The 15140-nt window shown below is 65.3% G+C and carries 15 protein-coding genes and 2 pseudogenes; 4 read left to right on the forward strand and 13 right to left on the reverse strand.

The window, feature by feature from the left end; genetic code table 11:
- The 12 genes and pseudogenes from AC1Q5S_RS13445 to AC1Q5S_RS13500 form a co-directional block, all read right to left on the reverse strand.
- Positions 1-106 (reverse strand): annotated as a pseudogene (locus AC1Q5S_RS13445) (IS5/IS1182 family transposase); the annotation flags it as partial.
- Between the two features lie 892 nt (positions 107-998).
- On the reverse strand, positions 999-1346 hold the full coding sequence (sorU, locus tag AC1Q5S_RS13450) for a SorU family sulfite dehydrogenase c-type cytochrome subunit (RefSeq protein ID WP_008904214.1): 348 nt from the start codon (positions 1344-1346) through the stop codon (positions 999-1001).
- Entirely contained in the window at positions 1343-2575 is a 1233-nt protein-coding gene (gene sorT, locus AC1Q5S_RS13455) for a SorT family sulfite dehydrogenase catalytic subunit (protein WP_062405656.1), read from the reverse strand. Before sorT ends, sorU begins: the two co-directional genes overlap by 4 nt.
- 85 nt (positions 2576-2660) lie before the next feature.
- The gene (locus AC1Q5S_RS13460; RefSeq protein ID WP_287878818.1) at positions 2661-3263 is read right to left on the reverse strand and encodes a hypothetical protein; all 603 of its coding nucleotides are present in this window, start codon (positions 3261-3263) and stop codon (positions 2661-2663) included.
- Positions 3260-3793: an RNA polymerase sigma factor gene (locus AC1Q5S_RS13465; protein WP_050813810.1), complete on the reverse strand. Its 534-nt coding sequence runs from the start codon at positions 3791-3793 to the stop codon at positions 3260-3262. Before AC1Q5S_RS13465 ends, AC1Q5S_RS13460 begins: the two co-directional genes overlap by 4 nt.
- Before the next feature lie 70 nt (positions 3794-3863).
- Entirely contained in the window at positions 3864-4223 is a 360-nt protein-coding gene (locus AC1Q5S_RS13470; protein ID WP_008904210.1) for a DUF305 domain-containing protein, read from the reverse strand.
- Complete coding sequence (locus AC1Q5S_RS13475; RefSeq protein ID WP_161124572.1) at positions 4220-5614, reverse strand: YncE family protein; 1395 nt, start codon at positions 5612-5614, stop codon at positions 4220-4222. The genes AC1Q5S_RS13470 and AC1Q5S_RS13475 overlap by 4 nt, the downstream gene beginning before the upstream one ends.
- A gap of 162 nt (positions 5615-5776) precedes the next feature.
- Positions 5777-6676, reverse strand: a complete 900-nt coding sequence (locus tag AC1Q5S_RS13480; protein WP_287878810.1) for an anti-sigma factor family protein — start codon at positions 6674-6676, stop codon at positions 5777-5779.
- A 19-nt stretch (positions 6677-6695) separates the two neighbouring features.
- A complete protein-coding gene (locus AC1Q5S_RS13485; protein WP_008904230.1) occupies positions 6696-7199 on the reverse strand; it encodes an RNA polymerase sigma factor in 504 nt (167 codons plus the stop codon).
- Between the two features lie 46 nt (positions 7200-7245).
- Positions 7246-7563 carry a COG4315 family predicted lipoprotein gene (locus AC1Q5S_RS13490; protein WP_231624607.1) on the reverse strand — a complete coding sequence of 106 codons (318 nt, stop codon included), beginning with the start codon at positions 7561-7563 and terminating at the stop codon, positions 7246-7248.
- A 120-nt stretch (positions 7564-7683) separates the two neighbouring features.
- Complete coding sequence (locus AC1Q5S_RS13495) at positions 7684-8115, reverse strand: nuclear transport factor 2 family protein (protein WP_287878805.1); 432 nt, start codon at positions 8113-8115, stop codon at positions 7684-7686.
- Positions 8116-8286: 171 nt separating this feature from the next.
- Positions 8287-9393, reverse strand: a complete 1107-nt coding sequence (locus AC1Q5S_RS13500; RefSeq protein ID WP_287878804.1) for a YeiH family protein — start codon at positions 9391-9393, stop codon at positions 8287-8289.
- A 117-nt stretch (positions 9394-9510) separates the two neighbouring features.
- Between AC1Q5S_RS13500 and AC1Q5S_RS13505 the strand changes: the two genes are divergently transcribed.
- Entirely contained in the window at positions 9511-10440 is a 930-nt protein-coding gene (locus tag AC1Q5S_RS13505) for a LysR family transcriptional regulator (protein WP_287878803.1), read from the forward strand.
- Between the two features lie 745 nt (positions 10441-11185).
- On the opposite strand, the pseudogene AC1Q5S_RS13510 reads toward AC1Q5S_RS13505, so the two are convergent.
- Positions 11186-12073: pseudogene (locus AC1Q5S_RS13510) on the reverse strand (YifB family Mg chelatase-like AAA ATPase); the annotation flags it as partial.
- A 212-nt stretch (positions 12074-12285) separates the two neighbouring features.
- On the opposite strand from AC1Q5S_RS13510, the gene AC1Q5S_RS13515 reads away from it, so the two are divergent.
- From AC1Q5S_RS13515 to amt, 3 genes are read left to right on the forward strand one after another with little or no spacing between them, the layout of a single operon-like run.
- Positions 12286-13017, forward strand: a complete 732-nt coding sequence (locus AC1Q5S_RS13515; RefSeq protein WP_303832856.1) for a TorF family putative porin — start codon at positions 12286-12288, stop codon at positions 13015-13017.
- 42 nt (positions 13018-13059) lie between these two features.
- Positions 13060-13398: a P-II family nitrogen regulator gene (gene glnK / locus AC1Q5S_RS13520; protein WP_026434926.1), complete on the forward strand. Its 339-nt coding sequence runs from the start codon at positions 13060-13062 to the stop codon at positions 13396-13398.
- 42 nt (positions 13399-13440) lie between these two features.
- Positions 13441-14880 carry an ammonium transporter gene (amt, locus tag AC1Q5S_RS13525; RefSeq protein WP_303832859.1) on the forward strand — a complete coding sequence of 480 codons (1440 nt, stop codon included), beginning with the start codon at positions 13441-13443 and terminating at the stop codon, positions 14878-14880.
- Positions 14881-15140: the final 260 nt, after the last annotated feature.

Consider the following 15140-nt stretch of genomic DNA (forward strand, 5'->3'; position numbering starts at 1 on the left):
CTATTGTCTCCATGGTCCGCAAGAACTCTTCACGTCGGGTGGGCTTGCGCGACTGCTCGAATCCGTTGTTTTGATCTGCGGCCATTGCCAGGGTCTGCTGCTTCATCTGCGGATAACGTTTGAGAAGCGACAACGGTGGACCTTGATCAGCATTGCCTTAAGCTGAAAACAGGGTGGTGAACCTTACCGCGGGGTGGTCAAGACTTTAAGCGTTCTGCCACAGGCCATTGATTCAGGACTTTTCGCGGCATAGCGGCGCCCCGCGTTCACCACAAACCGCCACGAACGCAGACATGTCTCATCTCCGTCATTCTTCTGGTAGTCGATGGGCTTCACTCACTTCAGCCTCTTCCGGCTGGCGGGGGGGCAGATCAACTCGGCACCTTGAGCGGCACGTCGATGTTGAATGGCCGGTGCTGAAGGTGCAGCGGACGCTCGCCTCGCAGGATGGCGAATGTCAGGTTCCGGCGGCGGCTGCCATCGGTCTGCAAAACCTGAGTGGCTGCAGTCAGTCTTGGGACCGCCTACCAGAGTGCCGCTTGGCAGCGGTTGCTGCCGTTCGAGTTTTCAACGTGAATGCCCTTGGCGTGCCGGATTGCGATCACTCCTATTCATGCATCGTGGTAATGCGCAGAGACAGGTTTCAGGCGCGCAGTTGACATTGCTAGAGAGTTGACAACAGCGTGCAGAGATCTGCAAGCTCGACGAGCAAGACTGCAGCAGCATCAAGCATGGTGCGATCAATCACCTGGGCGTGTCGCCAGCGTTGATGGCTTACCGCGAGCACAAGGCCATGCTGGGCAAGACTTAGGCCGGCGAGAAGTTCCCGGCGGTTGTGATGATGGGGGCTGGCTGGATGGTGGTCCCCGACATCAAACCAGGCAAGTGATGGTGAGTGGCTGACCCGCCCTGGGTCAGCCACTCAGTCGGGATCGCTGTTTGCAGGTGATCCCGTCCTTTTTGTCAGTTGGCGCAGCAGCGCTGTGGCCAACCAGCCATCACTTTGATCCACCCGAAGCCTTGGCCACGTAGGCCGCCAGGGCGGCAATTTGCGCATCACTGAGTTTGCCGTTGTAGGACGGCATCTGCCCAATGCCGTTGCGCAGCGCGGTGGCCACGCGCTTGGCATCGGGCTTGAGCTCGTCCAGGCTGGGGCCCACGGCGCCTTCGGCTCCCGCGTCCTTGAGCGCATGGCACAGGGCGCAGGCAGGCACCGCGCCTTGGCCGAACAACACCTTGCCTTGTTGAAGTTGCGCGGCATCGTCGGCGGCGTGCACGGGCAGCACTGTGAATGCCAACGACCACAGGGCAGCGACCAACGCGTGTTTTTGGATTGTGCGCTTCATGCCACGCTCACTTTCACGGCGTGGTCGGCCCAGCTGGTGTTGTTGTAGCCGCCCGCGTTTTCCATGCGTTGTTCGGGCTGCACGTTGCCTGCGGTGTCGGTGGCTCGGCTCGCCAGGGTGAACTGGCCCGCCGGCAGGCGCGCCGCAAAAACAAACTGCCGCCACGCAAAGCGGCCGAGGTCGGGCCCCACCATGCGCGCGAGCTGCCAGGTTTTTCCGCCGTCCAGAGAAACCTCGACCTTGGCCACCGCGTTCATGCCGCCAAACGCCACGCCATGGATCTGTGTGTCACCCGCTTTAAGCGGGGCGCCGTCCGTGCCGGGACCGTTGATCCACGACTTCACCGTCATTTCCTGCACCGATGGCTGCGACGGGTCGCCCTTCGCGCCGGGCGGTGAAATGCGGTAGCCGTGCGACATGATGCGTGCGTCGGTCTCCTGAGCGGTGAAGGCCAGGCGTTTGACGTACTTGATGTTGTTCACGCCCGTGTAACCCGGCACGATCAAGCGCAGTGGGCCGCCGTGGGCCAGCGAAATCGGCACACCGTTCATTTCCCAGGCCAGCAGGGCATCGGCGAGTGCGGCAGCAGGCACCGAGCGTTCCACGATCACGCTCTTGGGGTCCAGTCCATCGGGGAGTTTTTCGCCGCCTGTGCCGGTGAGGTAGGCCATGCCGGCCTCCACGCCGCCCAGGGCATCCACCACCCAGCGCACCGGCACACCGCTCCACACCACACAGCCTGCTGCGCCCACTTGCCAAGGCGTTCCACTGGGCTTGTTGGGGAAGTAGCCGCGTCCGTTGCCAGAGCATTGCAACACCATCGCCGTGGTCTCGATGCCCATGCGCTTGAGGTCGCCCAGCGTGAGTTTGCGCGGGTTCTTCACCCCCTCGATGTTGATCTCCCAGGCATCGCGGTTGCCCAGGATCGAGGCGTCGGGCGCGGGCAGATTGTTGCGGATGTAGAGCTGCTCGGACGGCGTGATTACGCTGGTGCCGAACACACTGCGCTTGGTCTCAATGGTGGTGCTGCTGTGCACGATCAGGCTGGCCGGGTCCTTCCAGCCCACGTACGCTGGCAGAGGCTTGGCAGCACCGGCCACGGCGACGGGCGCGGTCTCACCAGCAGCGGCTGCGGTGCGGCCAAAGCTGGCCAGACCAACGGCAGCCAAAGCAGCGCCGCTGCCGGCCAGCAGGTGGCGCCGGGGGAGCGAGGTGGGTTGTTGGTTCATTTCTGGGGTCTCCGGTGGTCGGGCGTCGTGCGCCGGTTGGGGTGAAAGGGGTGAGCGGTTGATTCGTTGACAGGGACGCGGTGCCTCAGCCTGGCCCGGACACGGGAGGTGCCTGCAGTGCCGTCTGCGCGACCGCCAGTGCCTTCTTTTTCTGGGCCACCAGCAACAAGGGCTTGCCCTCGCGCGAGCGGATCACCTTCCAGTGCACGTTGCTCCACCAGCCGCTGGCCTCGCGCAGGTCCACAGGCTGGTCAAAGGCATACACCGTCACCATGCCGCCCTTCTCGAAGAACGTGGTGAGGTGGTAAGCGAGGTGACCTTCGATATCGCATGGCCGCATGAGTTGGGGAAACCCGGGCACCACGTTGGCGTCCCGCATGCCCAGGTGCATGAGCAACTGGCGCTGCTCCATGAAACTGCCCCGCAAGCTGCGCTCGTGGTATTCGTGGTCGATCGCGTCGCGCACCATCGCTGGCGGTCGCACGGCGAGCACCCCGCCGCTGGTGCCACCGGCCAGCAAAAGCGCCGCCAGAAAACGCTGCAAGCCGCGTCGCGCCAGCAGCGGCTGCGGCTTTCGGTACAGGTGTGCCGGTGCGTCGCTGGCCTCGAAGGCGATCGCCAACTCGGCGCGCGCGCGCAAATCGAATTCGCCGTCGGGCAGGAAAGGCGCGTCGGTATCGGGGCTCATGTCTTGGTCCTGCGAAACGGGGTAACGTTGACATCGGCCTTGGGTGTCGCAGGTACCCCCATGGCCAGCTTCAAAGCGTCGCGCGCACGGGCTAGGCGCGACAACACCGTGCCGGGCGCGATCTCCAGCGCCTCGGCCATCTGGGCGGTGGGCATGTCGTCGAAATAAAACAGCACCAGCACCTCGCGGTGGATGGGCGCCAGGCGCGCGAGCGCCTTGACGACATCGAGTTTGTCGTCCAGCCCCGCGTCGGGCGCCGCTTGCTCGGGCTGCTCTTCATCGTCCAGCGACTGCATGCTGGGTGCGGCCTGGCGAAAGGCGGCGCGGCGCATGATCTGAAAGAGCCAAGCCCGTGCCAGCGCAGCGTCGCGCAGTTGCTCCCGGTGCTTCCAGGCGTTGGCAAAACAGTCTTGCACCACGTCTTCGGCAATGGCGCGCGAACCAGTGAGCGCCCACGCACTGCGCAGCAAAAAACGGTAGTGCTCACGCACCCATTGGTTATAGCGGGACTCGGCAGACTGGAACAGCATGGTGATCAAGAGCGCTGCGTGGCTTGGTTCATTCCGTGGCGCTCATCGGTACTTTCCCTAGGGCTGTCGATCAAGGCCCCCGCGTCCCACCCAGCGACGGAAATTCCGCTTCCGCACCTTTGGCTGTGCGCTGCTGCAGGGTGTGCAGTCGGCGTTGCATGCTCTGGATCTCCACCGTCTGCCCGGCAATGATTTCCTCGGCCAACTGCCGGGTGACAGGATCGCGCCCATGCTGCAACACCAGCCGCGCCATGTCCACAGCGCCGGCGTGGTGCGGAATCATCATCGCCAGAAAGTCCTGGTCGGCCTGGCCTGCGTAGCCCGGGCTGTGCATGGCCTGCATCATGCGGGCCATCGATTCGTCCATATCCCGCTGGAATGCGCTGGTGTGCGCGGCGCTGGCGCCGTGGCTGGTGTGCGCGCCGCTCATGCCGTCTGGCCCTTCTCGCCCACACGCACGTAGACGAGGTTGATGCTCTTTTTGTTGCGCAGCGCGCCAGAGGGCAGCGTCAGATTGCCCAGGGGGATCTGCGCAATGAAGGTCGGGCGCAGCGGGTCGCTCACATCAAATGCACTGCACACGGTCTGGCCCGCGTTGGGCGTGCCGGGCAGCTCGTCCTGTTCGTGGGCCACATACAGCAGCGTGTTCTCGGGGTTGGTCCACAACCCGTGCGACTCGCGCCCGTGGCTGAAGAAGGTACCCACCACCTTGCGCTGGCCGCCGGGGGCGCTGCGGTCGATGATGGCGATGGGGCTGGACGCCACGCCGCCGGGCCCGCCGTCGTCGATGCGCGCCAGGCTGGCATAGACCACGCTGCCGCGCGCATTGCTGACGAACTCGACGTGGTTGGGCCGCGCGCCCATGCCCAGCGGCACGCTGTCGATCAGGTCGAAGCCGCCCTGCGTCGAGCGGCACGACAGCGCATCGGCCAGCTTGTGCGAGAACCACACCTCGGCGCCGTCAGGCGTGGTCTTCATGAAGGGCGTGAAGCCGGGCTTGTCCTGTGCGCTGATGTCCAGGGTTGTCACGCGCTGCGGCCGGCTGTGGCCGTCGGCGCCCGGGTTGACGCGGAACACGTCGATCTGCGACACCTTCTGGCTGGCCACGAAGGCGAGTGTTCCCTCGCGGTTGAACCACACCTGCGCCGGGCCGTTGATCGTCGGCAGGAACTGGCGGATGGCGGTTGAACCCGGGCTGTCGGCGCCTTTCAACTGACGCACCGCCTGGTCAACGCCGAGGATGGCGATACGGTCTTCGCCGCGCAGCGTGACCCACAGTTCACGGCCATTGCGGGTGAAGGTGGGCTCGTGCGGTTCGCGGCCCAGCAGCAGGCCGCTGCTCAACCGTTCGGGGTTGGTGCTGGGGCCGGCGGCCGGGTTCGGCGTGTTGCCAATCACGCGGCGCTGCTCGGCGTCAATCAGGTAGATGTTGCTCGAGCCACGCCCGCTGGTGGCCAGCAGCCGGCCGTCGGGCGACGGCACCGCGCCGTGGGCGTCGATGCAGCCGTGGTACAGCGGCTTGTGGATCATCGCCGCGTGTGTCGGCGCCACGCCGGCGGTGACGTAGCGAAACGGCGGGCGCGGGTCTTCGTCGAAGCTGGTCAGGTTGATCGTGCTCTCGACGGTGTTCGTCTTCGGGTCGATGACGACCAGCGTGTTGGAGTCTTCATTGGTGATGAAGACGCGGTCGCGCGGGTCGATGCCGGTGGCTGCGGCTCCCGCTGAAGCGCCGGACGGGGCCTGGGCATGTGCTGCGGGCAGCGCGCTGGCTGCCGCGGCGGCCAGGGTGTACTTGAGAATGTCGCGGCGTTGGGTGGTCATGTTTGCTTTCTGAGTTGGTGTGGAGAGTGATCGCTTGGGTCGTGGGCCGGCAGCCGCCGATGAACCACTGCCCAGCGCTTGCTTCAGGTCAAGAGCGCGGCTCAGGCCGTTTCATTCCCTGGCGCGAGCCGACAGCGCGTCGCGCCGACGCCGCCCTGGCCTTCAGCGCGGGGTGCCAAGTTGCCGATAGACCTCGGCCGACACCTGCGCCAGCACGCTGCGGTCGGCGTCGGACGACAGGGCGTAGCCGAAGGGACCGTCGACCCAGTAGAAGACATTGACCGCACCTTCGCGTGCGAAGCGGAAGGCCGTGTCTGTGTTCTTCACGCCGGCCTGCAGTGCCTTGTCCGGCCCCGCGGCACTGCCCACGTCGGCGACATCGTTGGACACGTACAGCGTCAGCTTGCTGCCGAGCTCGTTGCGGTACATGAACTGCGCAACCGGCCCCTGGCCACCCGGCAACAGGCGCCCGCCTTCCAGCGTGTAGCCCTGGGCCTGCAGGTGCGGCGGCTTCATCGGCGCGCCCATGCGCTTGGACAGCCATGCCACCAACTGGTCCTCGTGCGCCGCGTCCACCTCGACCGGGCGGCGCGCGTCGGGACTGTATACCGCGTGAGCCACCGCCGCGCGCTGCGCGAAGCCGCCCGCTGACGCCAGCGTCAGGCCGCGCTCGGCGGGTGCCGCGGCGGCCATGCGGCCGGCATCGTCGCCCCCCGCGGGCAGGCCGCCCCGCAAGCCCCAGCCAGTCGCGCCGCTGATGACGGCGATGGCGATCCCAGCGGCCAGGCGCTGGAGGTACCAAGGCGTCTGCGGCACGGCGCGCGGGCGCGCCGATTTCAGCAGGCGCTGCGGCGGCTGTTCATCCAGCACGGGATCGAACAAGGCGTGCAGTTTGCGCTTCTGCGCCCGGTAGGCCTCCAGGCGCTGCGCGTCTTCAGGGCGTGCGGCCAGATAAGCGGCGATCTCGACCTGGCGCTCAGCGGGCAGGCGGCCATCAACGAACGCATGCAGGTCGGCCTCGGTGACCGGGGGAATGGACGGTGGCGGACGGTCGGTATTCATGGGTTGCTTCGCAATACATTCATTTGACGACTTTCAGCCGCACCGGTTCTGCGCGGCCTTCCATCAGGCCGCGCAGGCGCTCACGGCCTCGCGACAGGCGCGACATCACGGTGCCGATGGGGATACCCAGGGCCTGCGCCACATCGGCATAGGCCATGTCTTCCAGCGTCACCAGAAGAAGCACTTCCTTCTGCTCGACGGGCAGCAAGTCCAGTGCAGCCTGCAGATCCAGTACAGCCAGCCTGTCGGTTTGTGTCGGCGCCACCGGCACTTCGGGCGTGTCGTCGTCCATGGTCACGGTGTGCAGCCTGGGACGGCGCACGCCATCGACGTGCAGGTTGTGCATGATGCTGAAGAGCCAGGCGCGCATGTCGGCCACGCCGCCCCACAGGTTCGACTTGGCCCAGGCCCGCTCCAGCGTGTCCTGCACCAGATCGTCGGCGTCGTCACGGTTGTTCACCAGCGCGCGCGAATAGCGGCGCAGGCGCGGCACCCAGCTCAGCAGGCTTGCGTCGTCTTGCATCGGGGGGTCGTGGCCTGAGGGACTGGACGGAAGTCGACAGCAAATGTCATTCCTTGATGATGTGCCAGACGTCTTTGAAGTTGTCGCCGGCGCGGTCGCCGGGCTTCTGGTCGGCCTGGTAGGTGTAGACCGGCTTGCCCTTGTAGGCCCACTGGCGCGCACCGTCGTCGCGCATGACGATCGTGTATGCACCGGCCGGTTGGTCGCTGGCGGCGGCCATCGCGGGCGGCCACAGCGCGGCGCAGCCGCCGTTGCAGGTGCTCTTGCCGCTGCCTGCCACGTCCTTGTCGAAGGTGTAGAGCGTCATGCCCTTGGCGTCGACCAGCGCGCCGTTGGCGAGCTTGGCCGGCGCGTCTGCAGCCATGGCGCTGGTGAGTGGTGCCGTGAAGGAAGCCGCTGTGATCAGCAGAGCGGCCAGAGTCGGAAGGTGCTTCATGGGGATGTCGTGTGGGGTACGGTGGAGAGTGGCCGCGATGATGGCCAATCAGTAGGCCGCAGCGACTGCCAGCTTGGGGTCGATCTGCCAGGTCTCGCTGACGATCTTCCCTTCGCGGAACGTCAGCACGTAGCGCACCTTGATGGGCATCTTGCCTTCAAAGACGACGTTGGCCGAGACGGTGGCGCCCTTGGGGTTGGCCGACTCTTCAATCTGGCCGACTGTGAGCTTCAGTGGGCCGACGGCCTTGCCGAACTTCTCCCAGGTGCCGCGAATGGCATCGGTGGTGGCATAGGTGCCGTCGAGTGGGCCGCCTACCCAGTTCAGCTGGGCCTGGTCGGCATAGGCACGCATGACAATCTGGGTGTCGCCCGAGGCGATGGCCTGGAAGTGTGTGCGGGCGTCGTCGCTGGGGGCGGCGAAGACGCTGCCGGCGGCGAGCGTCAGGGCGGTGGCGGCGAAAGCGAAAGTCTTGAACATTGTGGGCTCCGATGAAGGGTGGGTTTGAAGTGAAGTGAAGTGAAGTGCGGTGAGTGCTGGATGAAGGGTCCGAGAGGTCCCGACACAAGGGCAGACGGCGCCGGCATGCGGTTTATTCCAGAGCGTGCAAAGAAATTTAGGGTCAGGGCCCTGGGCCGTGAATTCGAGGCTTCAGCCCACCAGGGCCGGCACCCAGCGGTTGATGAGCGCGCCTCCGACGATGAGCCAGCCGAACAAGATCAACGCCAGCAGCAGCGGCTTGGCCCCGGCCTTGCGAATGGCGCCGATGTGCGTGGTTAGGCCGAGCGCAGCCATCGCCATCGCCAGCAGCGCGGTGTCAATCTCGGTCGTCACTGCCACCACCGACGCCGGCAGCCATTGCAGCGAATTGAGCAACACAACCGCGACGAAGCCGAAGGCGAACCAGGGCACAGCGAGTTGACCCTTGGCGTGAGCATGCTCTGCCTCCACCAGGGCTTGCAGGGTGCTGTCGCGCGCCAGCCAAGCCGACAGCATCACCAGGAACGGCGCCAGCATCATTACTCGAACCATCTTCGCGATGACGGCCGAGTTGGCTGCGTCCGGGCCCACCGAACGTGCTGCGGCCACCACCTGGGCCACCTCGTGGATGGTCGATCCGACGTAGATGCCGAACCCGTTGGCGCCGCCGGGGATCAGCGCCCAGTGCCGGTTCAGCTCGAACAGCGCCGGGTACAGGAAGATCGCCAGCGTGCCGAACACCACCACCGTGGCCACCGCCACCGTGACCTGCTCGGCGCGCGCCTTGACCACCGGCTCGGCGGCCATCACCGCAGCAGCGCCGCAGATGGCACTGCCAGCGCCGATCAGCATCGCCGTCTTGCGCTCCAGGCCCAGCCAGCGCGTGCCGATGAGGCAGGCCAGTGCGAAGGTCGAGCCCAATATCATCGCGTCGATGGCGACACCAGCTATGCCGACATGGTCAATGTCCTGCACGGTGAGCCGCAGGCCGTACAGCACCACGCCCAGGCGAAGCAGGTTCTGCTTGGAGAAGTTGACGCCGGCGCCGCTGGCTACCGCCCAGCGCGGGGCCCACGGGTAAACCGTGTTGCCCACGATCATGCCCAGCACGATGGCCAGCGTCAGCGCACTGAAGCCATGGTCCTGCAGCCAGGCGATGCGGCCCAGCGCGATACCGGTGGCAGCCAAGGCGCCGCTCAGGGCCAGGCCGGGGAGCATGCGTGCGAAAGCCGATGCAGAGGCCGATGTGCGTGGCTCACGAAGTACGTTGATGGTCATGCTGCTTGCCTCCGGTTGAAGTTCATGAGGACGAAGCTTCCGGCTTCATAGATGACCCGTCAAACGGGTTGTATCGCTAAGATGTACCCATCCAATCGCTTTGCAGACGAATCCGCCATGAATACCCTTCGCCTCACGCTGCGACAGCTGCAGATCTTCGTGGCGGTTGCGCGCAGCGGCACTACCACGGCAGCCAGCGCCGAGATCGCGCTGTCGCAGTCGGCCACCAGCTCGGCCGTGAATGAACTTGAGCGGCTGCTGTCGCTGCACCTGTTTGACCGCGCGGGCAAGCGCCTGCTGCTCAACGACAACGGCCGTGCGTTACTGCCGCGGGCCCTGGCGCTGCTGGACGGTGCCGCCGGCATCGAGCTGATGTCCCGCGATGGCAGCGCCCAGGCCCAGTCGCTGCGCATCGGCGCCAGCACCACCATCGGCAACTATGTGCTGCCCAGGCTGCTGGCCCGTTTTGTCGCAGCGCAACCGGGCCATGCCAGTGCCTGGCGCTCAAAGGTCGTGATCGGAAACACGGCGGCCATCTGTGACGCGGTCGCTGCGTTTGAACTGGACGTGGGCCTGATCGAAGGGCCTTGCCACCAAGCGGCGCTGGCCGTCACGCCATGGCACCAGGACGAGATGGTGGTCGTTACATCGCCCGACAGCGCGTGGGCACGAATGAGCCTGGCCGGCGAGCGGGTGCCAATGCGGACACTGCGTGAAGGGGTCTGGCTGGTGCGTGAGTTGGGCTCGGGAACGCGCGAGGCCACCGACCAAAGTCTGCTGCCCCACTTGCGCTCCTACCGTCGAAGCATCGAGCTGGGAAGTTCGGAGGCGATCAAACATGCGGCCGAGGCGGGTATGGGCGTGGCCTGCCTTTCGTCGTGGGTCGTGAGCGACGCTTTGGAGGCCGGCCGCCTGTGCCGCATCGCCACGACCTTGCCGCGGCAGCTCCGACAATCTCACCTGGTCGTGCATCGCGACAAACAGCCCACCGCTTCGCTGCTGGCATTTGTCGACCAGGTATCTGGCGCCGAGAACACGGCGCCATGAAATGTGACTCCATCGAGGTCAGGCCTGAGCAGCTCGCCAGTCGGCGCTCAAAGCTTATCCACGCACCTTCAACGAGATTCACGGCAGGCTCACCTGCACAAATGCCGGATGCGGATGGCGAGGTCAAGACTGCCGCATATCCACATACCGCGCGCGATGTCTTGGCATTGCGATCCAACGGCCACCCCTTGTCTCCTTCTTTATTTGCGGCGAGAGCAATGATCAGAATGTTGCAACAGCATCAGGTCAAAGTGAACTATTGCCCGTCTATCACGCACTTTGAGGAGCACTGGGAACCCGGGTGGCGGGTATTGCGCTACGGACACTGAAGGACCAAAAGAAGTGATTCGCCCTCCCTGCTGGCGCTTGAAGAAGGCCTGCCCATGGTCCAGAACACCGTTTCGTCCGTGACGCAAAGGGCCATTCCAGAACTTTGCACTTCGCTACAGTGCCGAACGACCGGTACAGGTAATCGATCGGTCGCTTGAGATCCTGACCGGTAAGCGACCGCTTGCGTTGGCGCCCATGGACTCTGCCGTCGAACCTAAGTGGCAGCAATCAGCCTGAAGCGGCCAAGCCCAGGTCGGTTCTGCAACGAATGCTGCGGCCGTGTCCGCACCGCGATCCGGTCCCTGCGCTATGTCGATCATCCGGGACTCGGCGTTCTCGCCGAAGGGCGGGCATCACAGCCTTTGTGGTCGCATTAAATATTGTAGAGTCTTAAAAATTATTGTAATTCACAAACCCCGCCCACCAGCGCCACCGCCGATGCCGTGTGGTGCGGCTGGCAGGTGGGTCGCTGCGCCCAGCGCGCGGGGGTGAAGCGCCCGGCCAGGCTGGCCACGGCGGCGCTCTCCAGGGCTTCTTCCATGGTCATGGCCGGCAGCAGCCCGGCAAAGCGCTGGGCCAGCATGGATTTGCCGGATCCGGGCGGCCCCATCATCAGCAGGCTGTGCCCGCCAGCGGCCGCGATCTCCAGTGCGCGCTTGGATGCCGCCTGGCCCTTGATATCCGAAAGATCGGCATAGGCCACCTGTGTGGCCAGCGGCGCGGGTTGCAGCAGGCACCAGCCGTCGTCCGGGGTGCTGGCGTCGTCCATGGATGCCTGGCTGCCTGCCGGCAGGAATTGCCGCACGACATCGAGCAGGTGCCGGGCGCGGACCACCTGTGCGCCGGGCACCAGGGCGGCCTCTTCGGCACTGCCGGGCGGCAGCACCAGGCGCACCGCCACGCCGTGGGCCCGCAGCGCCAGGCTGGTGGCCAGTGCGCCGCGCACGGGGCGCAATTGCCCGGACAGCGACAGCTCCCCGGCGAATTCATGGCCGGCCAGGCGGTTGGCGTCGATCTGCCCGCTGGCGGCCAGGATGCCCAGGGCAATGGGCAGGTCGAACCGACCCGAATCCTTGGGCAGATCGGCGGGCGCCAGATTGACCGTGATGCGCTTGTTGTGGGGGAACTCCAGCCCTGCGTTCTGCAGTGCCGAGCGCACCCGCTCGCGCGCTTCCTTCACCTCCAGATCGGCCAGGCCGACCAGGGTGAAGCTGGGAAGCCCGTTGGCCAGATGCACCTCAACGGTGACGGAGGGCGCTTCCAGCCCCAGGAGCGCGCGACTTTGCACCAATGCAAGACTCATGAACGGTTTTCTCCCCAGATGGGTGCGGTGGGTGGACGTTTGTTGCCTGCTGGCGGCGTTGCGCACCAAGGGGGTGCAGCGGTGCGGCGCCACTGCCAATGTAAGGGCGAATGCACGCCGTGGGTGCGGACCTTGTCGCCCTGGAGATCCGCAACATGGCACGGACCGTGCTTTGCACAACTGTCCCCACTCTTCATTACACCGGAGGAACCATGATCCGCGCATCCATCAAGCGTCTGACCGTTGCCTGTGCTGCAGCCCTGCCGTTGCTGGCCAGTGCCCAGCTCACCGGCAATGTCAGCATGACCAGCAACTACAAGTTCCGGGGTCAGGACCAGGACACCGGCAAGGTCAGCGCCTTCAAGCCCGCGTTGCAGGGCGGTTTCGACTATGCCTTTGGTGACACCGGCTGGTATGTCGGCAACTGGAACTCCAGCGTGAACTGGCTGCCCGGCAACTCGCTGGAATCCGACCTGTATGGCGGCTACAAATTCAAGGCCGGCGAGGTGGACCTGGATGTGGGTGCCCTGAGCTATCTGTATCCCGGCAACACCAGCGGCAACACCACCGAACTTTATGGCGCTGCCACCTATGGCCCGCTCACGGCCAAGTACTCGCACACCGTGTCCAAGGACTATTTCGGCTGGGCGGGCGCCAAGTCCGGCTCGGGCCTGCGGGGACGCAACACCGGCTACCTGAACGTCGCGGTGGCCCAGGAAGTAATGCCCAAGGTGACGCTGAAGGCAGCGCTGGGCTTGACCCGTTTTTCCGGTGACATCCAGGACAGCGGCGTGCCCAACTACATGGATTATCAATTCGGTGGCGCCTACGACTTCGGCAACGGCCTCACACTGGGTGCCGCCATCGTGGGTGCCAATAAGAAAGACTATTTCGGATCCGTCAACAAAGCCCGCGTGATCGCCACGCTCACCAAAACCCTGTAATTCACAGTGGGCGCGCAGGCGCCCCCATCGGAGGAACCCCAAATGAAAATGGTGACAGCCATCATCAAACCCTTCAAGCTCGACGAAGTGCGCGAAGCCCTTTCCGACATCGGGGTGCAAGGCATCACGGTAACCGAGGTCAAGGGCTTCGGGCGCCAGAAGGGCCATACCGAGCTGTACCGCGGCGCGGAGTACGTGGTCGATTTTCTGCCCAAGGTCAAGATTGAGGCCGCCGTGGCCGACGAGCTGGTGGACCGCGTGATCGAAGCCATCGAAGGCGCAGCGCGCACCGGCAAGATTGGTGACGGCAAGATTTTCGTCAGCCATCTGGAGCAGGTGGTGCGCATCCGCACCGGTGAAACCGGCAAGGAAGCCCTTTAAGCGCGCCCCAGGGCCCGCTGCATTCCACAGAGAGAACATGCCATGAAAAAACTGCTTGCTTCCTTCATCCTGGGACTGGGCCTGCTGTGCGCAGGATCGATGTCCCTGGCCCAGGCGCCCGCCCCGGGCGAAACCACCGCTGCTGCTCCGGCGGCAGAAGCCGCAGCGCCCGCCGCCCCCGTGGCTGCGCCGGCCGATGCCGCCGCGGCACCCGCAGCCGCCACTGCCGATGCGGCCCCTGCAGCACCCGTGCCCAAGCTCGATTCCGGCGATACCGCGTGGATGCTGACCTCCACCCTGCTCGTGATCCTGATGGTCATTCCGGGCCTGGCCCTGTTCTACGGCGGCCTGGCCCGCTCCAAGAACATGCTGTCGGTACTGGTGCAGGTGTTCGTGATCTTTGCGCTGATCACCGTGCTGTGGGCCATTTATGGCTACAGCCTGGCCTTTGCCGGTGAGGGCCAGTTCTTCGGCGGCTTCGACAAGCTCTTCCTCAAGGGCATTGCGCCAGACACGCTGTCGGGGCTGCTGCCGACGATTCCTGAATACGTGTTCGTGGCCTTCCAGTCCACCTTTGCCGCCATCACCGTGGCGCTGATCGTGGGTTCGTTTGCCGAGCGCATCAAGTTTGCTGCCGTGCTGATCTTTGCCGTGCTGTGGTTCACCTTCAGCTACATCCCCATGGCCCACATGGTGTGGGGCGGCGGCCTGCTGGGCAAGGACGGCGCGCTCGACTTTGCTGGCGGCACCGTGGTCCACATCAATGCCGGTATTGCCGGTCTGGTGGGCGCCTACATGGTGGGCAAGCGCATCGGTTTCGGCAAGGAAGCACTGACCCCGCACAGCCTGACGCTGACCATGGTGGGTGCCTCGCTGCTGTGGGTGGGCTGGTTCGGCTTCAACGCCGGCTCGGCCGGTGCCGCCAACGGCGCAGCCGGCCTGGCCTTCATCAACACCATCCTGGCCACGGGCGCTGCCACGCTGTCCTGGCTGGCCGGTGAAGCCCTGCACAAGGGCAAGGCCTCCATGCTGGGTGCCGCCTCGGGTGCGGTGGCCGGTCTGGTGGCGGTCACGCCGGCTGCCGGTTTCGTGGGCCCCATGGGTTCCATCGTGATGGGCCTGATCGCTGGCGTCATCTGCCTGTGGGGCGTGGGTGGCCTCAAGAAGATGCTGGGCGCCGACGATGCGTTCGATGTGTTCGGCGTGCATGGCGTGGGCGGCATCCTCGGTGCCATCCTGACCGGGGTGTTTGCCTCGCAGAACCTGGGTGGCACGGGTGGTCTCACCCCCGACACCTTCGCCATGGGTGCCCAGGTGTGGATCCAGACCAAGAGCGTGCTGCTGACCATCGTGTGGTCGGGCGTGGTCTCGTTCATCGCCTACAAGATCGCCGATCTGCTGGTGGGCCTGCGCGTCGCCGAAGAAGCCGAGCGCGAAGGGCTGGACATCACTTCGCACGGCGAAACAGCGTACAACCGCTGAACGCCCCCGCGCTGCGGTGTCTGGTGGCGCCGCAGCGCCTAACGATGGAGGGGGAAACCTCCAGGTCCTGGCCCGCCCTTTCGGCGGGCCTTTTTGCTGGGCGAAGCAACAGCTTGCGCCCAGACCGGACGGCGCACCTGTGGAATGCATAGCCCCTAGTCAAAAAATTCAAATGCCCCATCCGGCATGCCCATTGGTGGTGCCGCTACCATGCAGTCCATGTAATTTGCCCTTCGCCAGATCGTTGACCGTGTTCACGT

This window comes from Acidovorax sp. GW835-FHT14B10 (assembly GCF_058793725.1).